The sequence below is a fragment of the Natrinema pellirubrum DSM 15624 genome (genome assembly GCF_000230735.2).
In the GTDB taxonomy this organism is placed as follows: domain Archaea; phylum Halobacteriota; class Halobacteria; order Halobacteriales; family Natrialbaceae; genus Natrinema; species Natrinema pellirubrum.
The window spans coordinates 1,209,846-1,234,218 of record NC_019962.1 but is presented as its reverse complement, the minus strand read 5'-3'; the positions used below and the strand labels follow the sequence as shown (position 1 = coordinate 1,234,218).

23 protein-coding genes are annotated in these 24,373 nt (G+C 65.8%); 8 read left to right on the top strand and 15 right to left on the bottom strand.

Annotated elements, in window-relative coordinates; translation table 11 throughout:
- Together NATPE_RS06080 and NATPE_RS06075 are read right to left on the bottom strand one after the other, a co-directional pair.
- The gene (locus tag NATPE_RS06080) at positions 1-543 is read right to left on the bottom strand and encodes a TlpA family protein disulfide reductase (protein ID WP_006179636.1); all 543 of its coding nucleotides are present in this window, start codon (positions 541-543) and stop codon (positions 1-3) included.
- On the bottom strand, positions 544-1,263 hold the full coding sequence (locus NATPE_RS06075) for an SCO family protein (RefSeq protein ID WP_006179637.1): 720 nt from the start codon (positions 1,261-1,263) through the stop codon (positions 544-546).
- A gap of 171 nt (positions 1,264-1,434) precedes the next feature.
- On the opposite strand from NATPE_RS06075, the gene NATPE_RS06070 reads away from it, so the two are divergent.
- The gene (locus NATPE_RS06070; protein ID WP_006179638.1) at positions 1,435-2,565 is read left to right on the top strand and encodes a DUF7350 domain-containing protein; all 1,131 of its coding nucleotides are present in this window, start codon (positions 1,435-1,437) and stop codon (positions 2,563-2,565) included.
- A 1,866-nt stretch (positions 2,566-4,431) separates the two neighbouring features.
- Positions 4,432-5,637, top strand: coding sequence for a Cdc6/Cdc18 family protein (locus NATPE_RS06065; protein WP_006179640.1), 1,206 nt, complete (start codon positions 4,432-4,434; stop codon positions 5,635-5,637).
- A 102-nt stretch (positions 5,638-5,739) separates the two neighbouring features.
- Here the strand turns inward: NATPE_RS06065 and NATPE_RS06060 are convergent, their stop codons facing one another.
- A complete protein-coding gene (locus NATPE_RS06060; RefSeq protein WP_006179641.1) occupies positions 5,740-6,909 on the bottom strand; it encodes a M24 family metallopeptidase in 1,170 nt (389 codons plus the stop codon).
- A gap of 478 nt (positions 6,910-7,387) precedes the next feature.
- Here NATPE_RS06060 and NATPE_RS06055 point away from each other — a divergent pair, with 478 nt between their 5' ends.
- From NATPE_RS06055 to NATPE_RS06045, 3 genes are all read left to right on the top strand, one after another.
- Complete coding sequence (locus tag NATPE_RS06055; protein ID WP_006179642.1) at positions 7,388-9,046, top strand: alpha,alpha-trehalose-phosphate synthase (UDP-forming); 1,659 nt, start codon at positions 7,388-7,390, stop codon at positions 9,044-9,046.
- A gap of 3 nt (positions 9,047-9,049) precedes the next feature.
- Positions 9,050-9,889 carry a trehalose-phosphatase gene (gene otsB / locus NATPE_RS06050; RefSeq protein WP_006179643.1) on the top strand — a complete coding sequence of 280 codons (840 nt, stop codon included), beginning with the start codon at positions 9,050-9,052 and terminating at the stop codon, positions 9,887-9,889.
- Positions 9,890-10,068: 179 nt separating this feature from the next.
- Positions 10,069-10,416 (top strand): winged helix-turn-helix domain-containing protein, encoded by a 348-nt coding sequence (locus NATPE_RS06045; RefSeq protein ID WP_006179644.1) that lies wholly within the window; start codon positions 10,069-10,071, stop codon positions 10,414-10,416.
- Positions 10,417-10,521: 105 nt separating this feature from the next.
- On the opposite strand, the gene NATPE_RS06040 is transcribed toward NATPE_RS06045, so the two are convergent.
- From NATPE_RS06040 to NATPE_RS06025, 4 genes are all read right to left on the bottom strand, one after another.
- Positions 10,522-11,295 (bottom strand): hypothetical protein, encoded by a 774-nt coding sequence (locus NATPE_RS06040; RefSeq protein ID WP_006179645.1) that lies wholly within the window; start codon positions 11,293-11,295, stop codon positions 10,522-10,524.
- A gap of 54 nt (positions 11,296-11,349) precedes the next feature.
- The gene (locus tag NATPE_RS06035) at positions 11,350-11,637 is read right to left on the bottom strand and encodes a hypothetical protein (protein WP_006179646.1); all 288 of its coding nucleotides are present in this window, start codon (positions 11,635-11,637) and stop codon (positions 11,350-11,352) included.
- Positions 11,638-12,080: 443 nt separating this feature from the next.
- Positions 12,081-14,177, bottom strand: a complete 2,097-nt coding sequence (locus NATPE_RS06030; RefSeq protein ID WP_006179647.1) for a bacterio-opsin activator domain-containing protein — start codon at positions 14,175-14,177, stop codon at positions 12,081-12,083.
- A 223-nt stretch (positions 14,178-14,400) separates the two neighbouring features.
- Entirely contained in the window at positions 14,401-14,652 is a 252-nt protein-coding gene (locus tag NATPE_RS06025; RefSeq protein ID WP_006179648.1) for an MTH865 family protein, read from the bottom strand.
- A 304-nt stretch (positions 14,653-14,956) separates the two neighbouring features.
- Here NATPE_RS06025 and NATPE_RS06020 point away from each other — a divergent pair, with 304 nt between their 5' ends.
- Complete coding sequence (locus NATPE_RS06020) at positions 14,957-15,346, top strand: ribbon-helix-helix domain-containing protein (protein WP_006179649.1); 390 nt, start codon at positions 14,957-14,959, stop codon at positions 15,344-15,346.
- A gap of 3 nt (positions 15,347-15,349) precedes the next feature.
- Here the strand turns inward: NATPE_RS06020 and NATPE_RS06015 are convergent, their stop codons facing one another.
- Together NATPE_RS06015 and NATPE_RS06010 are read right to left on the bottom strand one after the other, a co-directional pair.
- On the bottom strand, positions 15,350-16,957 hold the full coding sequence (locus NATPE_RS06015) for a cobyric acid synthase (protein ID WP_006179650.1): 1,608 nt from the start codon (positions 16,955-16,957) through the stop codon (positions 15,350-15,352).
- A gap of 108 nt (positions 16,958-17,065) precedes the next feature.
- On the bottom strand, positions 17,066-17,644 hold the full coding sequence (locus tag NATPE_RS06010; protein ID WP_006179651.1) for a hypothetical protein: 579 nt from the start codon (positions 17,642-17,644) through the stop codon (positions 17,066-17,068).
- A 119-nt stretch (positions 17,645-17,763) separates the two neighbouring features.
- On the opposite strand from NATPE_RS06010, the gene NATPE_RS06005 reads away from it, so the two are divergent.
- Positions 17,764-18,174: a helix-turn-helix domain-containing protein gene (locus tag NATPE_RS06005; protein ID WP_006179652.1), complete on the top strand. Its 411-nt coding sequence runs from the start codon at positions 17,764-17,766 to the stop codon at positions 18,172-18,174.
- Between the two features lie 23 nt (positions 18,175-18,197).
- On the opposite strand, the gene NATPE_RS06000 is transcribed toward NATPE_RS06005, so the two are convergent.
- The 5 genes from NATPE_RS06000 to NATPE_RS05980 form a co-directional block, all read right to left on the bottom strand.
- Entirely contained in the window at positions 18,198-19,679 is a 1,482-nt protein-coding gene (locus NATPE_RS06000) for a hypothetical protein (protein WP_006179653.1), read from the bottom strand.
- Positions 19,676-20,431 carry an ABC transporter ATP-binding protein gene (locus NATPE_RS05995; protein ID WP_006179654.1) on the bottom strand — a complete coding sequence of 252 codons (756 nt, stop codon included), beginning with the start codon at positions 20,429-20,431 and terminating at the stop codon, positions 19,676-19,678. The genes NATPE_RS06000 and NATPE_RS05995 overlap by 4 nt, the downstream gene beginning before the upstream one ends.
- A 206-nt stretch (positions 20,432-20,637) precedes the next feature.
- Positions 20,638-20,997: a DUF7344 domain-containing protein gene (locus NATPE_RS05990; protein ID WP_006179655.1), complete on the bottom strand. Its 360-nt coding sequence runs from the start codon at positions 20,995-20,997 to the stop codon at positions 20,638-20,640.
- A gap of 71 nt (positions 20,998-21,068) precedes the next feature.
- Positions 21,069-21,725 carry a helix-turn-helix domain-containing protein gene (locus NATPE_RS05985; protein ID WP_015298827.1) on the bottom strand — a complete coding sequence of 219 codons (657 nt, stop codon included), beginning with the start codon at positions 21,723-21,725 and terminating at the stop codon, positions 21,069-21,071.
- A gap of 238 nt (positions 21,726-21,963) precedes the next feature.
- Complete coding sequence (locus tag NATPE_RS05980) at positions 21,964-22,653, bottom strand: cob(I)yrinic acid a,c-diamide adenosyltransferase (protein ID WP_006179657.1); 690 nt, start codon at positions 22,651-22,653, stop codon at positions 21,964-21,966.
- Between the two features lie 111 nt (positions 22,654-22,764).
- Here NATPE_RS05980 and NATPE_RS05975 point away from each other — a divergent pair, with 111 nt between their 5' ends.
- Positions 22,765-23,124 (top strand): winged helix-turn-helix domain-containing protein, encoded by a 360-nt coding sequence (locus NATPE_RS05975; RefSeq protein WP_006179658.1) that lies wholly within the window; start codon positions 22,765-22,767, stop codon positions 23,122-23,124.
- A 20-nt stretch (positions 23,125-23,144) separates the two neighbouring features.
- On the opposite strand, the gene NATPE_RS05970 is transcribed toward NATPE_RS05975, so the two are convergent.
- A complete protein-coding gene (locus NATPE_RS05970; RefSeq protein ID WP_006179659.1) occupies positions 23,145-24,362 on the bottom strand; it encodes an FAD-dependent oxidoreductase in 1,218 nt (405 codons plus the stop codon).
- Between the last annotated feature and the right edge of the window lie 11 nt (positions 24,363-24,373).

Genomic DNA, 24,373 nt, shown 5'->3' with positions numbered 1-24,373 from the left:
TTAGTTTTCGATCGCTCGTTCGATACCGTCGACGAACTCGTCGGCGGATTTCTGCCCCTTGTCCGTCCACTGAACGCGTCCATCTGCGTCGATCGCGACGGCGTAGGGCAGACCCTCGATCGAGTACTGGGCGCTCAGGTCCCGGATCGGGTCGATTCCGAGCGTCCAGTTGCCGTCGTGTTCTTCCCACCAGTCGACGACCTCTTCTTTCGTGACCGAGCCACCGACGTTCTCGTTCGTAACCGACATGAACAACACGTCGTCGCCGACTCGCTCGTGGGCCTCGATGAGATCGGGCATCTGCTTGGAACAGGGCGGACACCACGTCGCGAAGAAGTCGATGAACGTCGGCTGATCGGATGCAGGCACGCGTACCTCGCCGGCCTCGCTGCCCGGCGCAGCGATCGTTTCCACCGTCTGTGGCTCGACGGGGTCGGCGTCTTCGGTACCCCCGAACGAGGGGACGCCGCCGATAGCGACCGCACTCGCGCCACCGACGATACCGAGGCTACCGATTCCGGCGATTAGCTCGCGCCTGCGCATCTAGCCGTTCACCACCGTTTCGAAATCGTCGATCAGGCGAGAGACCTCGACCGAATTGCCCTTGCGATACATACGTTCGACGATCCCCGCTTCGTTGACGAGGAATATATAGGGGAGATGCGGGAAGGTGTACTCGACGTTCTCGTACTCGTGATCGTAGTTCTTTTTCAGTGACTCCTCGGGGAGCCCGTAGGTCTCACCGATGATCGATTGGGCTTTCTCGTAGCGCTCGGGCCGCAAGAAATGCCAGTTGTCCGCCTCGTAATCGACGCTACGTCGGTCGGCGAACGTCCGTAGTTGCTCCGCGGTATCCCGTTCGGGATCGAACGTCATCGCGAGGAACGCCGCCTCGTCCTCGTAGCCGTTTTCGACTGCAGCCTGCTGTGCGCGCTGCAGTCGTAACGTCAGTGCGGGACACATCCCGTCCGGACAGTTCGTATAAATGAACGTCATCAAGACAGTCCGGTCCCCCTCGAACTGCTCGACGGAAATCGTCTCGCCGGAAAGCGGGTCAGGCAGCGTGACCGACGGGTATTCGTCCCCGTAGCTCGGGTGTGTCGCCGCGCTGAGGTCCGTTTCCGGCGGCCCGAGAACGGCATCGGGATGGCCTGCATCGCCTGCATCCCCACTCTCGTTTCCCCCCAGCGCCTCACCGAGACAGCCGGCAATACTGGTAAGTCCCGTTATCCCGGCCGTACCGAGGTATGTTCGCCGGTCCATAATCGACTCGAAGGGTGGGCCGATCAAAGGTTCATTGGTTCGGTTCCCGAAGAGCAGGCGATCCTCCGTCCACGGGACACGGATCCGACCACTGATACGTCCGGTGGACGAGAGGTCCCTTCGACCCGCGAACCAACAGGCGTTTCATCACCGGTTTCCAACCGTGAGTCAATGAACCGTCGGCGTTATCTCCGCGGCGTTGCCGGGGTTGGAGCGGTCGGAGCCGCCGGCCTCGCCGGCTGTCTCGAGCGGCTGGGCTTCGAAGAGGAATCGGCGTGGGCGAACCCGCCGCTGGTCGAGGACCGCCCGGACGCTGTCTACCTGCCGGCGTCACGCGAGGAGATGGCCATGTACGGCACGGCGACCGACGGCGACTACGCGGTCGCGCTCTCGTATACGTTCCCGCATCGGTTCTGGACCGTCGAGGCGACCACCGAGGGCAAACGGCTCGTCGAGGTCGACACCGACGACAGCCTCCATCTCATGTTGACCGTCTGGGACCGGGAGACGGACACCGTCCTTCCGGTGGATCCAGTCATCGAGGTGCTGGAGGACGGGTCGCCCGTCGACGCCGGCATCTCGTCGCCGTGGCCGATGATCTCCCAGCGGATGGGGTTTCACTACGGCGACAACATCCGCCTCCCCGGCGAAGGCGAGTACACGGCTCGAGTCCGTGCCGGTCCCGTCTCGCTCGAGCGAACCGGTGCGTTCGAGGGGCGACTCGAGTCGGCCGCGACGCTCGAGGTCGACTTCGAGTACAGCCGCTCGGCGATCAACGGTCTCTCGTTCCAGACGATCGACGAGGAGCGGCGAGGGAACCGCGGAGCGTTGCCCCTCATGTCGCATGGTGATGGCGGGGACAGCGACGGGGCCGGAGACGGAAGCGGCGGTATGCCACCGATGGGGCAAGGGCCGCCGATCGACGACCTCCCCGGCGAGTCGCTGGGGACCGAACGCAGCGGCGACGCGGCGATCACCGCGATCAGGACCGGCGCCGAGCGGTTTGTCGGCAGCGACAGTAGCGAATACCTGGCGGTCGCTCTCAGGACCCCGTATCACGGTATCAGCCTCCCGCTGACGTCACTGTCGGCGACCCTCGAGCGAGACGGCTCGGTCCGCCTGGAAGAGCGATTGACCGAGACGTTAGACGGCGAGTTCGGGCACCACTACGGGCTCGCGGTCGACGACCTCGCGGCCGGGGACCGACTGAGAGTCACCGTCGATTCCCCGCCGCAAGTGTCCCGTCACGACGGCTACGAAACGGCGTTTTTCGAGTTCGAAGACGTAGCGTATACCGTCTGAGTCCGGACGGGGTTCGCGTCCGCTGAATCGACACTGCGGGTCAGCCGCCGGCGTCTCCGTCCGTGCTGTCGGAAACAGCTTCTTTCAGGAGTCCGGCCCGAGCCGCTGCTATTTCCACGGCAAAACGACGCGGTCCACGTCCGGTCGGACGACTACCGAGTGTCGAAGGGAATCGTTTTCCAGGTAAATCCGATCGTAGCGGGCGAAATCGTTCCGAAACGAACCGCAATAGTTCGGTACGGCTCCGATAACTATCGGGGAGTATCGAATACGACCAAGGCATGTCTCTGTCAACCAATTCGGATATGGATATCGGCTGCCCAGCGTGCGACGCGACGGTTGTCGCGTCCGTGCCGCCGGGGCCGGGAATCCACGCGGAGAGCGATTCGAATCGGCTCCTGGGGAAGGAAACCCGGTGTCGGAACTGCGGTCACGAACTCGAACTCTACTACTATTGAACGGGGCGTACGGAATCGGTCGACCGAACTGGTCGCCGTCGGATCGGAACCTGAACATCCGTGATCGTGACGACGAGCGAGAGGGCTGCAGTCGTGTGCCACTGGTCCGGACTCGAGGGGCCGACTACTGGCTCGAGCGGACGTGTCACACACCGGGTTTCCGGTAAAATTCGAGAGGGACGCTGGTACTGGCTCGACATGACCATGTGGAAACACACCAGATTTCCGGTGAATAGGACCGAATTTCCGGTGAGCAGGTCCGAGTTGCCGGTGGACAGGACTGAGATGGAGGAGAGAATCAGTGCAAGAGACGACTCGGTTCGGCACCGATACGGCCGCGACTCGTTCTGATTCATAGTGAGTCGGACCGACGACAGCCGTGGGGCCGAATCGGCAGTAACCACGGGTTCGAACACCGGGTTTCCGGTGAATCAGCGGAACGTTCCCGAATCCTCGTTCTGCGGCGGTGCTGTTCTAACGGTACTGTTCTATCACCGATTCGGTGACGTGAGAACTACCGACTCGAGGGGTTCGGCTGGTTCCCGCTCGAGTTCGATCACTCATCGCTCGATGAGGGCCGCTCGATGAGCCCCGGCAGTTCGACCGGTCGCGCGGTCACACCGTGTTTCCGGTGAAACGGGGTGGCGGCCGCCGCTCGAGAGCGGAGTGGTGAGACACACCGTGTTTCCGGTGAAGCAGTCCGAGACTCATCGACTGATACCGATCCGGTGAACCCGCAAAGCCACCGTAGTCTCCATGGAGGGTAATCGACCGACTCCGTGCCTAAGGGAGACTTCTGGATAGAATCTGAGTAGAGACTGAATAGAGACTGGGTAGAGGCTGGGTAGAAAGCGGAGAATATCTCGAGGCCAATTGACAGCCCTTGATATCCCTTGACAGTTGACTGCCCTCGTGAGTGGTGATTGATATTCTGTCGTGATTATGGCCACATATAAGTAATAGATATGAGTATAGCCCATTGAGTGAATCGAAAGTATTCTCGAGAGAGATCGAGAATGGATGCAGTCGAATCGGTGGATCGCGCCAGCGGCGTTTCCGAGGGTTGAACCGCTCGTTCCACCCGGCTCGAGCGGGTGCGTACGTCCGGAACGACCGTATTTCGAGCCGCCCCCACACCGTGTTTCCGGTGAAACGTACCCCGACTTCGACTCCACACCAACCCCCCAGTTGCCCCGTTTCACTGGAAACACGGTGTGTGTGTGTCCACGACCGATCACCGATCGCAACCGAGGGTCCGGTCTCGAGTCACTTGGCGAGGACGTCCCGATCTGATCGTCAGTTCGGTCCGTAACCGCCCGCTCGGTGCCGAACACACTCTGTGCGATCGATCCCCAACCCGCCGGGGCGGAACGGAAGTGCTATTTCACCGGAAACACGGTGTCCGACTATGTCGAGTTCCGGCGACGACCTGTTCACCCGCGACGACCCGATCTTCGAGAACAAGGAGCTACTCGAGATCAACCACCTGCCCGAGGAGGGGCGGATCGTCGGCCGGGACGACGAGATCGCCGAACTCGCGAACGCGGTCAATCCGGCGATCTTCGGCCAGAGCCCGAGCAACCTCCTCATTTACGGGAAGACCGGGACGGGCAAGTCCCTCTGTGCGAAGTACATCTCCGAACGGCTCGTCCGGGTCGCCGAAGACGAGGGGATCACGTCGGCCTTCGCCTACGTTGACTGCGCACAGGACAACACGGAGACGCAGGCGGTCCAGACGATCGCACACACGTTGAACGAGCCGGCGGTCACCGACGTCAGGATTCCGGACAAGGGACTGAGTACGTCGACCTACTACAAGCGCCTCTGGACGGTGCTGGACGCCCAGTACGACGTCGCCTTGGTCATTCTCGACGAAGTGGACAAACTCGACGACGACGACATCCTCATGCAACTCTCGCGCGCGGGCGAGGCCGGCAAGCTCGAGTCGTGCAAGATCGGGGTCATCGGAATCAGCAACAAGATCAAGTACAAAGACCGGCTCGACGAGCGGGTCAAGTCCAGCCTCTGTGAACGGGAGTTCGTTTTCCCGCCCTACGACGCGACCCAGCTCCGGGACATCATGGAGGCCCGCAGCGACGCGTTCAAGGACGGCGTCCTCGAGCCGTCGGTCATCCCGCGGGCTGCCGCACTCGCGGCCCGGGAACACGGCGACGCGCGGAAGGCGATCGACATCCTGCGCTACGCCGGGGAGATCGCCCAATCGGAGGGCCACGAGACGGTTCGCGAGGAGTACGTCGTTCAGGCGCGCGAGCGGGCCGAAACCGACCGGTTCCGGGAACTCATCCGCGGCTCGACGCCCCACTCGCGCTACGTATTACAGGCCCTCGCAGTCCTTTCGCTCAATACGCCCGACGAGGACGGGTTCCGAACGACGCGGATCTACGACGTCTACGAGGAGATCTGCCGGCAGGAGGGGTCCGATCCACTCTCCCTACGCCGCGTCCGCGATCTCCTGAAGGAACACGCCTTCCTCGACATCCTCGAGCAGACCCGTCGCAGCGGTGGGAGCGCGGAGGGCAGCTATACTGAGCATCAGTTGCTCGAGGACCCGGAGGTCGTCCGGACCGTCCTCGTCGAAACCGACGAGCCGTAACTGATCGGGAAACACTGTGACTACATCCGGCCGACATTTCACCGGAAACCCGGTGTCCCGGCTACAGGAGCCGATCGACCGGCACCGAACTCCCCCACGGCCTCACTGCCCCGTTGCCCAGCCCCGCGGGGTGTCGTTCAGCTGTTCGGCTCCGTCCTCGGTCACGGCGACGAGGTCCTCGATTCGGACGCCGAACTCCCCCTCGAGGTAGATCCCCGGTTCGATGCTGAACACCATGCCTGGCTCGAGTTCGCGGTCGTTGCCCGCGGCGATGTAGGGCGGCTCGTGGACCTCGAGGCCGACGCCGTGGCCCGTCCGGTGGATGAAGGCGTCGCCGTAGCCGGCATCCTCGATGACCGACCACGCTGCGCGGTCGACCGCCCCTGCCGTCACGCCCGGCTCGACCGCCTCGACGGCGGCGTTCTGGGCTTCTCTGACGGTCTCGTGGACGCGTTCGTACGCCGCGGGCGGCTCGTCGCCGACCACGATCGTTCGGGTTTGATCGCCCGGATACCGCCCTATAGCAGTCGCCGCACTTCCCTCGAGGTCGGCCGCGACGAAGGCCCCGAAATCCAGAACGACGGAGTCACCGTTCTGGATCTCCCGCGAGCCGCTGTGGTGGTGCGGTTGCGCGCCGTTCGGCCCCGCGGCGACGATGGTTTCGAACGCCGGTTCCTCCCCGCCTTCCGCCGCGAGCAAGCGATCGATCTCGGTCGCCAGTTCCGCTTCGGTGGTCCCGATCAGGTCCGTCCCCCGCTCACGGATTTCGAGCGCGACCCGATCCGCGACCGCGCCGGCTCGCCGCAGCGTCTCGAGTTCGACCGCGTCTTTCCGGATCCGGAGCGGCTCGAGGACGGTCCCCGCCAGTCCGAACGCGGCCTCGGGACACAGGTCCCGCAGATCCTGGGTGAACGTCGCCCACATGCGGTCGTCGACGAGGACGGTCGGCGGCTCCTCGATCTCTCCCGCGAGCGAATACCCATCGATAACGGTCTCGATGGCCTCGAGCGGGTCGTCCGCGTCGGTCCAGAACCGCCGCTCGAGGTCCGGAATCGGAAGCTCGGACAGTTGCGCCTCGTACATCGCCGGTGCGACGATCGCGGGGTCGCCGTCTCGAGGGACGAACAGCAGCAGGTGTCGCTCCGAGGGCGACTCCTCGAAGCCAGTCAGATAGGTCAGGTTCGGACTCGGGAAACAGACGACGAGGTCGGCACCTTCCGCCGTGAGCCGGCGCTTGCAGGCTTCGATGCGGCGCTCGAACGGTGATTCCATGAACGGGTGTTCGCTCGAGCGGTGAATCAACGTTTGGTTAGTCGGGTGTGAAGGCGGCTCCCGTCGTGAACAGCGGCTCCTGTCGTGAACATCGGCTCAGCGATATCGACCGTCCTGCTATCGTGGCAACACGGAGTGGCCACGCCCTCCCCAGCCGATTCGCTCGCTGCTCACGGCTCCCGTTGGTCACCGTTCGCTCTCGAGACCTCCCTCCGGTCGGCCTCGCACCGCTCGCTCATCCCTCGCGCGGTGTCGTCGGCCGTCCTCGTTGGCACTCGTCCGGCCGACAGCACACGCCACCGCCAGTCGTTTTCCGAGTCCGACGACTCGACCCCATCGCCGACCGCACCAGTTTCCCGACGTGACCGTCGCCGCGGGTGGACGCTCACTCGAGGGCGAACGCCGTCGGAAACGTATTAACCCCCCAGCGACCGCAGGCCGCGAAGCAACCCGTCGGGACGCTGTGTCATTACAGCGAATGCGAGTTCCCGAGCGGTTGTCGTCGACGGCTGTACGGAATCGACAGTGCCGGGCCGACGGTCGAGGCCGAACGGACGACGAGTCCGCGACCGGCGGGCCGAGCTGTCCCGGTTCGCTGATCGTCGTCTCGAACCGGCAACCGTATCGTCACGAGTACGACGACGCGGGGCCGCCGACTGAGACTGACGGCGGTGCCCGCTCGAGCGCTACTGCCCAGACCCGGTCGATCACGGTCGACGAGCCGACCGGCGGGCTGACAGCCGGGCTCGATCCAGTCGTCAAGCGGACCGACGGAACGTGGATCGCCTGGGGCGACGGCGAGGCGGACTTCGACGTGACCGACGACCGGAACTGCGTCGCCGTCCCGCCCGGGGAGGAGGACTACACCCTCCGCCGGCTCGATCTCTCCGAGGAAGCCGTCGACTCCTACTACTACGGGTTCAGCAATCGCGTCCTCTGGCCGCTCTGTCACGGCTTTCCCGACCTGATCGAGGACCGATCGAACGACTTCGAGTGGTACCGGACGGTCAACGAGCGGTTCGCCGACGCGGTCGCCGACCACGCGACGGCCGACGCCGTGATCTGGCTGCAGGACTACCATCTCGCGCTCGCGCCGCGGATGATCCGGGAGTCCGTGCCGGCCGGCACGACCGTCGCCCACTTCTGGCACATTCCGTGGCCGTCGCCGCCGACGTTCCGGCAGTGTCCCGCCGGCGGCCGCGTCCTCGAGGGACTGCTCGGCAACGACCTGCTTGGCTTTCACGTCGAGCAGTACGCGGATCGGTTCCTCGAGTGCGTCGACCGGTTCCTGCCGACCGCGACCGTCGACCACGAGCGCCGAACGGTCCGATACGACGGGGGGCGAACTCGCGTCGTCGCGACGCCGATGGGGGTCGACGCCGCGGCCTACGACCGGGACGCTCGGTCGGTCGACCCCGACCGCCTCGCCGACCTGCTCGCGGAGTACGACATCGCCCCCGACACGACGCTCGGGTTGGGCCTCGACCGGCTCGACTACACCAAAGGGATTCCCGAACGGCTGGCGGCCATCGAGCGGTTCTTCGAGCGAAACCCCGGCTGGCGCGGCGAGTTCACCTTCCTCCAGAAGGCGACCCCCTCCCGGACCGACATCGAGACCTACCAGCGCCACGGCGACCTCGTCCGCAGCGAGGTCCAGCGGATCAACCGCCGCTTCGAGACCGCAGACTGGCGGCCGATCGCCTACACCGAGGACTACCTCTCGACCGACGACATCTGTACGCTCTATCGGCGCGCGGACGCCATGGTCGTCAGCCCGCTGGTCGACGGGATGAACCTGGTCGCCCAGGAGTACGTCGCGGCCAGCGTCGACGGCGACGACACGCTGGTGTTGAGCGACCGGACCGGCGCACACGAACGGCTCGGCTCCCACGCACTGACGATCGACCCGATCGACACCGACGGGTTCGCGGCCCAACTCGAGGCGGCGCTCTCGATGCCGGCCCACGAGCGCCGGCGGCGGATGAACACGCTGCGCCAGCGCGTGTTCACCGGCGACCTCGAGTCGTGGATGGCTACGCAGTTCGACTGGTTCCGGCGGCTCCGCGACGAGCGGGGTCGGACCGACGCGGGCTCGGACAGCGATTCCGATTCGCGGGAACCCACGCCGCCGGTCTAACGGATGACAAGCTCCGAATCCGGAACCGCCGCTGCCGAGTCGTCGCCCCGGCCGCTCGAAGACGGATTCCCGGCCGTTCGGGAGACACTCGCGGACGCTGAGCAACTGCTCGTCTGTCTCGATTTCGACGGGACGCTCGCGCCGATCGTCGACGATCCCGACGCGGCCCGACCGACCGAGGACAACCGCCACGCCGTCGCGAGGCTGGCCGCCCACCCGGACGTGACGACGGCGGTCGTCAGCGGCCGGGCGCTGCGGGACGTCCGCGGTCGCATCGACGGCCCGGCGATCTACGCCGGCAACCACGGCCTCGAACTCGAGCGGCGGGGATCGATCGCCGTCCATCCCGTCGCGCGGAAACGGGCCGCTCGGATCGACCGCCTCTGTACGGTTCTCGAGACGACGCTCGCGTCGATCCCGAACGTACGGATCGAGAACAAGCGCCTGTCCGGGACGGTTCATTTCCGGTCCGTGCCGCCGGCCGCCCGACCGGTCGCCCGTCGGCTCACGACCGCCGTCTTCGAGACGTTCAGCGACGGCGCGCTCGAACTCTCCCGCGGGAAGCGGATCCTCGAGATCGGGCCGTCGATCCCGTGGGGGAAGGGGAACGCCGTCGAGTTGATCGCGGCCGACGAGCCGCCGGGGACGGCCGCCGTCTACGTCGGGGACGACGTCACCGACGAGTCGGCGTTTCGTGCCGTCGAACCGGACGGGATCGGGGTCCAGGTCGGCGGCGACGGCCCGTCGGCTGCCTCCCGTCGGGTCGAGTCGCCGGCGGGCGTTGCGTCGTTGCTCACCCGACTCGCGGATGGCATGTCGTCCGGTCCCGATCGACGGCCCTGAGCCGGGCCCGAATCGCCGGGGGCCGTGCAGATGTCCCGTCGTCGGCAAGGGGGCGCCGGTTTCGACACCCGAATAGACCGTTCGAAACCTCCGAAAACAACACAAATAAGAAATTTGTTGTCCGGGGCCGAAAGTATTAGTTACCACTGGAAACACAATGGGGACGAGTGTGAACGTGTGTGAAACTCCGACAGCCAACTGATTTCCTGATCCTCGAGGCGCTCGAGGACGAGGGGCGAAACGTCGCGACGAACCTCGCGGCGCATACGGGAAAGAGTCGAAAGAACATCAACACCAGACTCCCGGTCCTCGAGGACTACGGGCTGGTCCGGAAGATCGGCCCCGCGGAACGCTCGGGACTCTACGAGATCACGTCGGCGGGGAAGGCGGCACTGGTGTATCGCGATCAGTACGACGAGGTCGACGACTTCGAGGCGCTGATCGAGGGGCCGAACGCCGGCACTGATGGGGAGGGAGAGCGGGCGAGTTTCGTCCGAGGGGGCGACGACGCCGACGACGGGGAGTAACGTTCGTTCTCCGCGCACCCGCTCTGTACCGACCGGACAACCCAGGGTTCCGTAGCCTGCGGACCGGAAGCCTGCGAACCGAGTCGTTGCCAACTCGAGCGTCGGTCAGTCGGCGGCTCGGTGACGGGTCTCCGATCGGTTCCCGTCCCGTCCGCCGACAGCGAGTTCGCGCCGGGCACACGCGGAAAAGGCGAAATCGAGGAGTCGCTCGCGGCCCCCCGTCGACGGAATCGCGCCCCCACACTGCGTCGGAGCGGGGTCGAAGTCCGGATCCCAGGCGTAGGAACTCAGCATCGGCGTCGTGACGATCGCATCGCCCGATCGAACGGCGACGCCGTGGCGGTGGGCCAGTCCGAGCGCGTGCCCGACTTCGTGAAGCAGTACGTGCATCGTCCGCGCTGCCGTCGTGACCGGGACGATCCAGTCGTTACCGAGCAGGTCGTCGACCGACTCGAGCCGTCCGATGTGTCGCGCCCCGCCGACCGACGCGACGTGGGGGGCCCCGTAGCCGGTCGGAGCGTCCCGCATTCCGCCGTCGGTCACCAACAGGTTGACGCCCGAGACGGGGTCGATGTCACGGCGTCCGAGCCGCCCCGACGCGAGCGCCAGCGGCCATTCACCGCGACTGGTGAGACGTGCGGCGTCCTCGGTCGACACCGAAACCGTGCCCCCCACGGTCGGCTCGACGCGCCGCCGCTCGAGCGCGAGCGTCCGTGCGAGGAACGCGCGGACGCGGTCAGCTACCCCGTCGTAGCGACCGGCCTGCTCGGAGAGCCAGATCCGGACCGCGAGGGCGTCATCGTCGGCCCGCGTCGTATACGCCAGCGTGCCGAGCGACGCCATCGAGCCGACGGCCCCCAGAAACACGCGGCGCTTCACGGCGATGACTTTCGCCGCCGCCGTTCAGATTCTGCGGGTGAACATAGACGCGCATTAGGGTCGATCAGTGACACCGCGTCCGCCCGGCGGCCGTCGGGTATCGACCACGCGGGCGCGGCGACCGGTGACTCTGATCTCGAGTCCGGCCGGCAGTGCGGTCGGCTCGACCGGACGGAGCATGAGCAAGGCGTCCTCGGGGGTTTCGACCAGCCGTCTGTCCGGCTCTCGCTGGCGCAGACAGAGCGCCCACTCGCCGGATCGGAGCCGTGTTCGGACCTGCCAGTCGGTGTAGTACCGACCGTTCGACCCCCTGAGGACGGTTTCATACGGCGACGTCACCACGGAACGCCCACCCTCACTCGGCCCGCGAGCTGCCGCTCGGAAACGGATCTCGGCATTCTCGTCCGAGCCGACCGGGGCCAGCCCCGTCGCCGCTTGGCTTCATATACGCGACTGTTAAGCGATCATGAGTGTCGTGCAAACGAGAACACGGGATACCGAGATCACGGAGTCTAGTAGCCGCTCCCGATCATGTCTGTGAATATCATTATCAGGATCGAGTGACTGCGTTCGACCGGCGTCAGTCGGGGTCGCCGCGCGATTGTGACACCATTCGAAACACCACCACCACCTACCGCGTCGGGATGCGGCGTCGCGCGGTTCCGCTGGCGTCCCGGGACCGAGCGGGTCGAAGACCGGCCCGTCAGTGCCCGGCCCCGTCTCCCGACGCCGCGGTTCCGTGTTCCGCCCGAGTGAGATCCCCCACTCGAGCGGCGGCTCGCCGCTCACTCGGTGCTGCTACCGCCCTCGAAGAACTCGCTGAGGATCGATTTGAGCCCCTTTCGCAGGTGCTGGTGCATCGTCGGCGGCGAGATATCCATCGCTTCGGCGATGTCCTCGCCGGTACTCTCCCGGGGCCAGTCGAAGAAGCCGCCGTAGTAGGCGAGTCGCAAGGTGGTGAGCTGTCGGTCCGTGAGTTCGTCGAGGATCCGATCGCGGCGCTCCGCTGCCGTCCGTACCGGTCGGTCGACCTCTCGCCTCGCGACGAGTTCGGTGTTCTCGTAGACGACGGTCAGCGCGTCCGCGATCTCCCGGATGTCGGCGTCCTGTGAGACTTCGACTAGACAGCGTCCCACGCCGTTCTCGACGACGACATCACAGATCGTCGCACCGTGGTTCACGAGCGTCCGAACACCCGATTTCGCGAGTCGGATCTCGACCGTACACTGGTCCTCGCCGTCGTGGATGAGCCGACACTCCTCGACCGAATCGTGGGCGTCGGCCTCGTCGCGGACCGTCTCGCCGTCGAGGCCCTCGATCGTGACGTACTGGAACGTTCGCCCGCCAGCGGTCGTCCCCGCCCACTCGAGCGAACAGGTACAACCGTACTCCTCGGAGAGATCGAAGGAAAACGTGTCGCCGCCGTCGATGCGGAACTCGAGTTCGACGACGGTGTCGGCAAAGAGCAGTTGGCGGTTCTTGACGGCCATGATCGTAAAGCCGATCGTCTCGCCGAGCAGGCGGAACCCAGCCCGTTCGCGTTCGCTGAAGGCGTCGTCCCGACTGGCAAGTACCGTCAACACCCCGTAGGTCGCGTCCTCGTGGGTGATCGGGACGGCGATCGCCGACCGGACGTCGTCCGTGCGGGCCGCCTCCCGAAGCGGCTCGGGCGTCGTTTCGTCGTCGAGGATGTGGTTCGTCGTCTGAATCTCGCCCGTTCGGGCGGCTCTGGCGACCGGTCGCTCCCGATCGGTGGCGTACTCGATGCCGTCGCTGACCCGATCGAGGTAGGCATCGGCCTCGCCCGTCCCCGTTCGATAGGTGAGTCTGCCCTCGCCGGTTCGTTCGGCGATCCACGAGCCACAGTACAGTTCCGAGTCGACGAGCTGTGTACAGACCTCGCGCTCGATGGCGTCGCGGGCGGGTGCCTCGACTAGCGTCTCGATCACCTGCCGAACCACCGCGTTGATCCGGTTTAACGTCTCGAGTTGGTCCTGTCGCGATCGGAGCCGCCGTTCGCGTTCGACCCGCTCGGTGATGTCTCGGGCCAACCAGACGACGGCGCGTCGCCCCCGTATCCGCTCGTCGATCGGAACGACGCGGGCTTCGAACCGTCGGCGGCCATCGGTCGTCTCGGCGTCGTACTCGACCGACTGGACCTCGTCCGTTCGGAGGGCCCGATCGAGACAGTCCTGTAACTCCGCAGCGACCTCGTCCGGAAAGGCGTCGTCGAGTCGGCTGCCGCGCAGTTCGTCGACACTGGTCCGGTACAGTTCTGCCGACTCCGAGCGTACTTTCGCTTCCAGATAGGTGCCGTCCTCGCCGATGACGAAGGCCTCGTCGGGCAGTTCGTTCGCGAGGATACGGTGCGGCCGCTCGTCCGTCGTCGCACGGTCCCGCGACCCGATCGTCGAGACGATCCGATCGATCGGGTCTTCATCGCGCTCGCTCGGGACGTAATCGGTCGCCCCGGCACGGAGTGCCACCGTAGCGAGTCGCTCGCTGCCGTCCTGTGGGGCGACGATCGTCGGTACGTCCGGCGTCTCGGCGTGGACCCGTTGTAACAGCGTCTGGATTTCGCCGGGACAGTCCAGTTCGAGGACCACCGCACCCGGTGGCGATACCCCCGCTTCGTCTGCGGACGTCAGAGCCGTTCGCTCCGTCGCGGTCGACTCGTCGTCAGTCGCGGGACCCGAGTCGTTCCCCCCGTCCGTTTCGGGCTCATCGGCCGACGACTCGAGGATCGACCCGATGTCGTCGGCCGTCGACACCGCTCGAACGGCGCGGTCGGTCGCCTGTTCGAGTCGGGGTCGAAGGCGACTCCGTTCGCTTCGAGCGTCGATCACGACGACGATCGGTCGTTGACAGTCTCCAGTGGTCATCCGTATCTCTCCCGTCGCGTCCGCCGACACCGCTACCGCCTCGCTCCTTTCTGTCACATCGTGACTGTGAAATAAAAGCTTGCTGGTCAGACGGGGTCGATCGGCGCGCACTCGACCGGGCGTGGATGCGCCACAGTCGACGCCGGACGACTCCCTCGAGCGGAGGCCTGCCGAGGGAGCTACGACGAAACCCGACCCCCCTATCCCGGCGTCCCGCGGCCGATTAGAGTTCGCCTCGTTCCCGCAGCGCATCGATCAGATCGTCCACGAGGGGGTCGACGCCCTCGTAGGGGAAGTCACCGCCGTCGGTCTTGGTGTACAACTCCATCGCGGTCATCGAGAATTCCCCGGTCTCGAACCGCGTACTCGGGCCGTCAGGGAGCGCCGGGATCAGCGTCATGGGGTCCGAAACGGGATAGTCAGCGCCCTCGAACGCGTCGACCAGCTGTTCTCGGAGGTCTGCTTCGACTGTCATGTTAGGTCGTGATTATCCCGCGGGCGCATTAACTTCCGGGTGCGATCGCACCCGTCAGGACGGTCGTTCGGTTGATGTCGGTCTCGTCGAGCGCCATCCCGAACACCAGCACCGCGAGATGGATCAGCGGGGCCGCGAGCTACCATGGGAGGGAACTGAGGAGAACGCCGGGATTTTCGAGCTTCGATCCGCAGACGGGAACCGATCCCGTGGCTCGAGGGTCGCCTTCACTTGCGACCGAAATAGTAGATCCCCAAACAGATAGTCGAAACAGTGATTAATCAGCGGGGACGAGTGTTCCCCCATGGCGAAGGATACCGTCAGGTACCCCGACGACGTAGTCGAGGAAATCGACGCGCTCGTCGACGACGGTATGTTCGAGAGCAAATCCGAGTTCTATCGCTTCTCCGCGGAATACGTCCTAACCCTGATCAACGACGACCACGACGTCAAGACGTTCAACTTCGACGAGATCAAGGGCGAACTCGATATCAGCGACCGCGACCACGCCGAAGCGCTCGGGGCCGACGGCGGGACCTTCTTCCTCGATGCCGTGATCAACGTCCGCAAACACGGACTCCGGGGCAACTACGAGGCCGCGGAACGCTTCATCGACACCCACTACGACGAGACCGACCAGGAGTGTATCATCCTCGAGGAACTGCTCGGCACCTACCGCGACGAGTCGGCCTGATTCTCACTCGGCGAACGGCTCGCCCAGTGCCGCCAGATCGACGTTCTCGGCGACGAGCCGCGCCGCCCGGTCGTACGGCGTCGCGCCGGCCCCCTCGTGGTCCGACGGAGCATCCGCGTCGTTGGCAATCGACCGATCAACGCCGGCCGTCTCGGCGACGTGATCGAGAAACGCTGCCCGGACCGACTCGTTGTCGAACAGGCCGTGCAGGTAGGTCCCCAGCACGCGCCCGCGGGCCGCGCTCGAGTCCCCGAGCGGCCGCGTCACGTCGCCGACCACCTCCGTCCGTCCCGCGTGGATCTCGTATCCCGTCGCGGGGCCGTCCGCGCCGGCCAGCAGCGCCGACGCCGACCCGTCGACGGGCACCGCGGTCTGCTCGAGGCGTTTCTCCCCCTCGAAGTGGGTTTCGACCGGCAACAGGCCCAGTCCCTCGACGATGTCGTCCGCGCCGGTTCCCTCGAGGGCGGCGTTGGTGATGCGCTCGCCCAGCAGCTGATAGCCGCCACAGAGGCCGACGATCGGGCCGTTGAAGGCCGCGAGCGCGTCGGCGTAGCCGGCGGCCCGCAGCGCCAGCAGGTCGTCGACCGTGTTCTTCGTCCCCGGAAGGACGACTGCGTCGGCGTCGACGCCCGCGAGCGGATCGGTCCCGTCCGGCCGCCCATCACCGCCGCGCTCGTCGACTGGGAGATAGACGACTGAGACGCCGGGTACCGCCGCCAGTGCCTCGAGGTCGGTCGCGTTCGAGATCCGGGGGAGCCGCGGGACGGCGATCCGGAGCCGCCGGTCGGCCGGTACCCCGTCGTCATCGCCGACGACGCCGCGTTCCTCGCTGCCGGGGAGGCCGACGCTGTCTTCCTCGGGGAGCCCGGGGTCGTCGTAGGGGAGTACGCCCAGAATCGGGACGCCGGTTCGGGATTCGATCTCCTCGATGCCGGACTTGAGCAAGGACGGGTCCCCGCGGAACTTGGTGATGACCGCGCCGACGATCCGGTCCCGGAGGTCGTCGGGCACGAGTTCGATCGTCCCGTAGAGACTGGCGAAGGCCCCGCCGCGCTCGATATCGACCAGCAGGAGGATCTCGGCGTCGGCGAAGTCGGCCGTTTCGACGTTCGCGAGATCGCGGTCGTGGAGGTTGATCTCGCCGATGCTGCCCGCGCCCTCGGCGATGATCACGTCGTTATCGGCCGCCAGGCTGCGGTATGACTCCGCGGCGGCCTCGCGCGCGCGAGTCCAGTACTCCTCGTAGTAGGTGCCGGCCGGCACGTGGTCGTGGGCCTCCCCCTGCAGCACCAACTGGCTCTCGCCGTCGCCACGGGGTTTGAGCAGGACCGGGTTGCAGTCGGTAGTCGGGGTCGTTCGGGCGGCTCGAGCCTGGACGAACTGGGAGACGCCGATCTCGCCCCAGCGGTCGGTGTCGGCGTCCCCGTCCTCGAGTCCGTCGGACGCCGCGGTCTCGGGTCGGACGACCACGCGAGCGTTGTTGCTCATGTTCTGGCCCTTGAAGGGGGCGACGTCGACCCCGCGGTCAGCGAGCAGGCGACAGAGCCCGGCCGCAACCGTCGACTTGCCGACGTGGCTCGCGGTCCCGGCGACGAGAAGCGTTCGTGTCATCCGCGTTGACGGGAGTGGGGAAGCCGGGGGTATCGTCTTATCGGTTCGCGTTCGGCGCCTGGTGCCGTCCGACTCGCCGCCGTTTGCAGCCGTTCGCAGGACCCCTCGTCACGGTAGCTCCGATGTACACTCGCGCAAATCGTCCTCCGTCTCCCAGACGCAGAGGCGATCCTCGTCCGCGAGCATCTCGAAGATCGCCGTTTGCATCCCGCTGTAGGGGTTTTCGGGGTCGGCCTCCGTCTCGATATCCGCCGGTGTCAGGTCGTCGTACGTCCGTTTGAGGATGTAGGTCTTCTCGAAGTACTGCTCGAGCGCGGTGAAGTAGCCCTGTTCGACGAGAAACCCGCCGCTATCGTGTTCGGACACGCCGACGATGTAATCGGCGTAGTCGGCGATGAGACGGAACTTGAGGTAGGTGTTCGTCCACTCGTTACGGATGTCGACCATCAGGAACGCATAGCTGTCCGTCCGTCGGTTGAGCCGGTCTTTGACGAGTTGCAGGCGGTGGATCTCCGGTCGACCGTAGCTGCCGAGAACGAAATACGACCGCCCGGTCGTGAGAAGCGGAGCCAACTCCGTGACGCTGTGTTTGAGCGCTTCGTACTCCGCCGGCGTCAGCGACGACTCGTGGAGATACGACTCGGCCTTCGCCGCAAGTTCGTCGACCGTCACCGGCCCCTCGCTCATCGCCCGGTTGCACGCCCCTTCGAAACTTCAATTTATCGACCGAACGGCCAACTGAATCGTACATAACCGATTCGTATTTGAGCGAAACGCTTTTGCACGTACCGGACGAATCCGTAGGTATGAGTACTCCGGATCGGCCGTCGGCCGACCTCCAGCGCGTCCGCGAGCGACTGAACGTCGTGACACAGGAAACGCGGTTCGCCCTCGTGCAGGACCTCCTGGGTCACCCCAAGGGGCTGCCGACGCTGAAAGAGCTGGATTACGTGAACCCCAGCAAGAGCCGAACGACGATCCGACAGCACCTCCAGCAACTCGTCGAGGCGGACATCGTCGAGGAAGTGACGCTCCCGGACGACCGTCGACGGAACGATCTCCCCTACAAGTTCTACGGGATCAGCGACGAGGGGCGGGCGTTCCTCGAGGCACACGACCTCCTGCGGGCCGAGGAGACGTTGCGGTCCGTCTACGAACGGATCGAGAAGACCGACGAAATCGAGCGATACGAAGCCGCACCGCGACCGGAGCGATAGGCTCGGTCGGCGTCTCCCGTCAGCTACTCCGTTCTGTATCGCGCGTCCCAGCGCGGCCCAGCGCGACTCGAGAGGACGATCCCGACCGCACCCATCACGAGCCCGCCAAGGACGAGGACCGCGGCCAACTCGAGCGACGGCGGAACGACGACGAAGCCGGCCACGAGCGTCGGGACGAGCGCGACGGCGACGCCGACCGTGAACGTCGCGAAGCGGACGGCGTCGAAGAGGAACTCATTGGGATCGAAGCCGGCGATGAAGACGGTGAGTCCGTAGTAGTACAGCGCATAGCCAGCGAGCAGGATCGCGCCGACGACGGCGTCGAGCGGCGTCGCGTCGAACCAGACGACGGCCGCGAGATACGGAAGTGCAGCCGTCGGCGCGCCGACGAGGACGAACGCCGTCCGCTTGGCCCGAAAGACATCAGCGATCGAGACGGGGTAAGCGAGGTAGGCCTCGAGCGAGTCGAACTGGGTGAGCCAGTTGTAGGTGGTAAACGCCGAGAGCCCGAGGACGCCGCCGAAGAAGATCCCCGGGGCGGGCGCGACGCCGGTGATCGAGTCAACGACGCCGACCAGCGCGGCCACGAGCGCAAGCAGGATCGTCGACGAGACGAACGGCTTCCAGACCCCGCCCGAGGAGCGGGCGAGATCGAGCAGCGATTTCGTCACGAGGGGCGAATCGGCGACGGGCAGGGCCGCACTGAGCCGGGCGAACCGGTCGGTCGCGGTCCGCGAGGGCCGGCCGTAGGTCGGGTCGTACAGCAGGAGCGAGCCCGCCGCGACGACGAGGGTCGCGGCGGCCAGTCCGCCCGCCGAAAGTGCGCTCCCCGCGATCGGGACGACGACGCTCCGAAGCGCCGCGCCGGCCTCGAGCGCCCAGCCAGCGACCGCAGTCAGGCCGACCGCCAGCCCGATGGTCCACGGCGGCACGCCCCGCGTCCGGACCGCGATCAGCGCGACGGTCGTCGCCATGCCGACGGCAAAGACCAGAAACAGCGACGCCCAGAACGCGACGAGCGAGAGCGGCGTCGTCGCGGAGAGGCCCTCGGCGACCGCGCCCCCCAGCGCCATCGGCAACACGAACGCGACGCCGTAGAACAGCGCGTCCTTCAGGAGAAAGACCCCGAGCAGCCGCCGGCGCGAGAGCGGCAGCGTCGTCGACGAGGACAGCAACAGCGAGAGCCGGCCGAAAACGTTCTCGAGCATGTCCGAGCCGGCAAAGCCCGCGGTGCCGCTGTAGAGTCCGAAACCGGCCGCGAGGACGTGGAGACCGACGACGACCGTCCCCGGGGCGGTACCGGTCTCGACGAGCGCAACCGAACCGCCGACCGCGAGGGCGGCGATCACGAACGGAAAGAGCGCGAACCGCCAGCCCCCGAACAGCTCGGTGTGCATGCGCCACTCCTCGCGAAAGAGGATCGCGAGCAGCCGACGGGTCGACAGGCCCGAACCGGAACGGCCCGTCCCCGTCGGGCCAGCCGGGTCCGTCGTCTCGCCGGTCATGTGTCCAACTGCTCGAGCGTCGGCGTGTCTCGTGCGTCCTCGCCCTCGACGCGGTCGAGGAAGACCTCAAGCAGCGACTCGTCGGCCCCATCGTCGGCGACGGACCGCTCCGTGACGAGTTGGCCGTCGGCCACGATGCCGACGCGGGTACAGATCTCCTCGGCGACGTCGATGTTGTGCGTGGAGACGAAGACGGCGTTGTCGCCGGCCGCGTAGGAGACGAGGAACTGCTTGACCTGCTCCTGGACGAGTGGGTCGAGGTTCGCCAGCGGTTCGTCGATGAAGACCACGTCGGGCTCGTGGAGGAACGCCTGCGCGATCATCACCTTCTGTTGTTGGCCCCGGGAGAGATCGGTGTGTAACGTGTCGAGCTTGCTCTCAAAGCCGAGCCGCTCGGCCCAGCGGTCGGTCCGCTCGGCGACCCGCTCCGCCTCGAGGTTTCGCACCTCACCGACGAACTCGAGGTACTCGCGTGGCGTGAGAAAGCTCGGCGGCGACTCCTGTTCCGGAAGGATCCCGACCCGCCGGCGCGTCTCGATCGGCTCCGTCGTCGGATCGGTCTCGAGAACGTTGACCTCGCCCGAATCGGGCTCGATCTGGCCGGTCAACACCCGGATGGTCGTGGTCTTGCCCGCACCGTTCGGCCCGAGAAACCCGTACAGCTCCCCTCGCTCGACGGTGAACTCCATGCCGTCCACGGCGTCGACGGCGCCGTAGGACTTCGTGAGTCCGGCTACGTGAATCGCACCCATTGAACGCGAAACCGTTTGGATGATTTGATAATAACTGTGTTGGTAGGGGTATAGTAACAGTAGCAGGTAGTGTGGATTCTTTATTCAGAATTGTATCTGAACTGAACAAGGCCCGTTCGGTAACTGCGTGTGCGTATTGTTCGTCGCCGTCATTCTCCTAATGGACTAATCTAGCATTGACCGAGGAGGGCTGCGGTTAATCAATACTACAGTTCGATCGGCGCTTCGAGTGTGGGGTCAGCATCAAGGATCGTAGTCAGGGTCGGCTGAACCTGCTCGAACTGCTCGGTCGGTTCCACAAGCTGTCGGTCCGGATCATGGGTGATGAGTCCTTCCGAAGCCAACTTTGGGAGATGGACGTGACAGAGCGAGAGGCGAATCTCTGCTAGCCTGTCCTCAGAGACCTCTGTAAGTGGAGTGTGGTGATTATACTTGAGAACGGTCTTCGTGAGATCATTCAGTGTCAACGACCGCTGTTCTGCTGCGAGAATCGCAAGTACGATCCGGCGATGCTGGTGTTGACACAAGTCCAGTACCGAGTCGAAGGCGATAGAATCCCCACTCATTATCTCTAGTGCAGACGAGCGACGGGAATCACGCTGGCTTTTTCGTGTACAAACCCTTTTTCCGTAGCCGGTCAGGGCTGGGATTCGATGGCGGAAAGCGTACTCCCAAGGACATGCCTAATCCCACCCCGGAGGCGGGAGCCGACGGCCTGCTGGGAGATGCCGAGTTCCTCGCCGAGTTCTTCCAGCGTGACCTCGCGGGGAGACTCGAAGTAGCCACGCTCGTAGGCGAGCATCAGCGCCTCTTGCTGAGTGTCGGTGAGGGCGGCTTCGGTTCCAGTTTCGACCGGTGTGAGCGCGTGCAACGCCGTCAGCGTGATCGGGATGTCCAGCTCTCGACAGCGGCGTTGAAAGGCTGCGATGTCGGTTCGATCATCACCGCGTATCTCGAACGTCCACTGCTGGTTCGTCCCAGTGGCATTGATGACCGGCACCTCCGCCTCCGCCAATATGGTGAGTACATCGTCGTAGTCCAGCGCCCACTCAACGCGTAACAGATACTCGTCTTCAACGGTGTCAACGAGTCGAATCTCCTTCACGCTCGGGTGCTCGGAAAACGCGCCCTCAATGTCATCGACTTCGGTACCCCGGACCCAAAAATACGGGATCACCACGTCCCTTGCTGGGATAATCCGCTCGAGTTCGACCGTCACGTTCGGCAGTTGCTCGAACACCGTCCCTAGGGGGAACTGGTCAGATGGAACCGTGAACGTCGCCTCGGTAGCCATGGCCTGTACCATCGGCTTCCAGCGGGAAAGGTCTACGACTCAGCAGACCGTGTTCCTGACGCCGCTGTTCCCAAACGCCTGATCGCCCGAACCCAGAATCGGTACTCGGTTCGTCTGGACCTAAACGTGGATCACTGATGCAGTCCCCCGAGGTCGTTCTCTGCTTCCTCTGTACTGAACAAGAGTTTCACGGACGCGTGTGGATACAAGAACAACTACGGGTAACGAAGCGACAGTCTCAGAACTCGGTGCCCTGTCGCGCTCGCTGGCCGTCGTCGATCGGGTGTTTCACTTTCCGGACGTTCGTGATCAGGTCCGCGCTGTCGGCGAGGTACGCGGGCTCGGTGTGGCTCCCCGAGAGGACGAGTTCGAGGTCGTCGGGCTTGGCCTCGATCAGCCCCAACACGTCGTCCTGAGAGAGTAACTCCCGGTCGGCGGCGTAGAGGACCTCGTCGAGGATGAGCATGTGCATCCCGGCCTCCGGCTCGGCTGCGAGATCGATCGGTGCGCCGAGGTCGGCGTCGTCGGCGGCCTCGAGCAGTTCGTGGGCACGCTCGAGGCCGGCCTGCGCTTCGGCCTCGTGGTCGGCCTCGTCGCTGCCGTCGGCCATCCCGTGCCAGCCGTAGTGGCCGAGGTTCTCGTAGCTGATCCCCGGCAGGGCGGCGATGGCGTTGTACTCGCCCCGGACCGCGTCGACGCTCGAGGCCCCGCCTTTCATGAACTGGAGCATGTGGACGCGGTAGCCGTGGCCGGCGGCGCGCATCCCCATCCCCAGCGTCGCCGTCGTCTTCCCTTTCCCGTCGCCCCACCAGACCTGCACGCGCCCGAACTCCTCGGGCGCGGCGGGTTCGATCCGCTCGGCTTCGGGCGTTCGACCCTGCCCGGGCGTGTTCTCGATCGCGGACTCGACTTCCTCCTCGTCGCTCATACGCGGGCGGTCGGGCCGCGCCCACATGTACGTTGCTCCATCGCAGGCGGGATTCTGTGACATACGTAACCAAACGTGTCTTCCGTGTTCGCTCCTAACCCGCGGTCACCGATGTCCCTCGAGTTCTCCCCGTCCGACGAGACGCCCGATTTCGAGTGCGTGATCGCCGCGCTCGACGACTGCGCCTGTCGGGAAATCATCGCGATTCTCGAGGAGCCGATGACCGTCGAGGCGATCGCCGAGGCGACGGAGCGCCCGCTCTCGACGACCTACCGCAAACTCGATTGCCTGACCGAGGCCGGGCTCGCCGAAGAGGCCGTCGGCGTCCGGGAGGGCCGCCACCGGAAAGCCCGGTACGTGGCCAACCTCGAGCGGATCTCGATCGGACTCGACGAAGACAACGAGTTGCGCGTCGACGTCGATTACGCTTCGGGGGCCAGCATCTGGTCCGAACTGCAGGGTGGCCACTGACCGATGGTTCTCACCTCGCGTTAGCTTCCGACGAGATCCGCGTCCGTCGGTCCCTGTCCGTCGAACTCCCGGACGAACTCGTCGAGCCGGTCGGGATCGGACGCCGCCGGCAGCCGCTCGTCCCCGGTGGAACAGTCCGCGTCGACCTCGAGTCGCTCGCAGACGAGGTCCGCGGTCGCCTCGGCCATCCGCCGATAGGTCGTCAGCTTCCCACCGACGATGCTACAGCAGTTCTCGACGCCCGCCTCGGCGTGATCGAGCAGGTGGAAGCCACGCGAGATGCCGCGCCCACCCCGCGTGGCTTCGTCGGGTTCGTACAGCGGGCGGACCCCCCACCACGTCCGGACGTGGTCGGCATCGGCCACCGGCGGGAGCATCGCCGCACACTCCCGGACCGTCGCTGTGATCTCCCAGTCGGCCCGCTCGTAGTCGTCCGGATCGTCGACCGCCACGCTCGTCGTCCCGAGGACGACCTCGCCGTCGTGAGGGACGACGATATCCCCGTCGGCCGGCTCGCGACACCGGTTGAGAACCGGCTCGAGGCCCGGATATTCGACCGAGACCATGACGCCGCGAGTCGGTCGCATCTCGACGGCAGCGCCGGCCATCGCCGCGACCCGACCGGCGTGGGGCCCGGTTGCGTTCACGACGTATTCCGGACTGAGCGTCGCGTCGGCGTCGCCGCCGAGCGTGACGGACCTGATTCGGCCGTCCTCGGTCGTCATCGACGTGACCGGTGTGTGCGGGCGGATTCGCGCGCCGTGGTCGCGGGCATCGGCCGCGTTCGCCGCGACCAGTCTGGACGGGACGACGACCCCGTCCGGGACCTCCATTGCGCGTTCGACGTCGGTCGCCAGTCCCGGGACCGCTTCGCGGGCGGCCGCGCCGTCGACGACGTCGGTCGGGATACCGACGTTCTCACAGGCCGCTCGCTTCGCCTCGAAGTACGCCGGATCATCGGCCGCGAGTTCCACGAAGAGTCCGCCGGTGTCCCGAACGCACTCGCCCGCGATCCGGCGGACGATCCGGTTCTCCTCGAGACACGCCTGGGCCTCCGGCCCGTCGGCCTCTGCGTAGCGTGCGCCGCTGTGCAACAGACCGTGCGACCGGCCCGAGGTACCCGACGCGAGCCCGTCGCGCTCGACGAGCGTGACGTCGACGCCCCTGCGTGCGAGGTCTCTTGCGATTCCCGCCCCGGTCGCGCCGCCGCCGATCACGAGGACTTCGGTTCGCTCCATACCCGATCGAG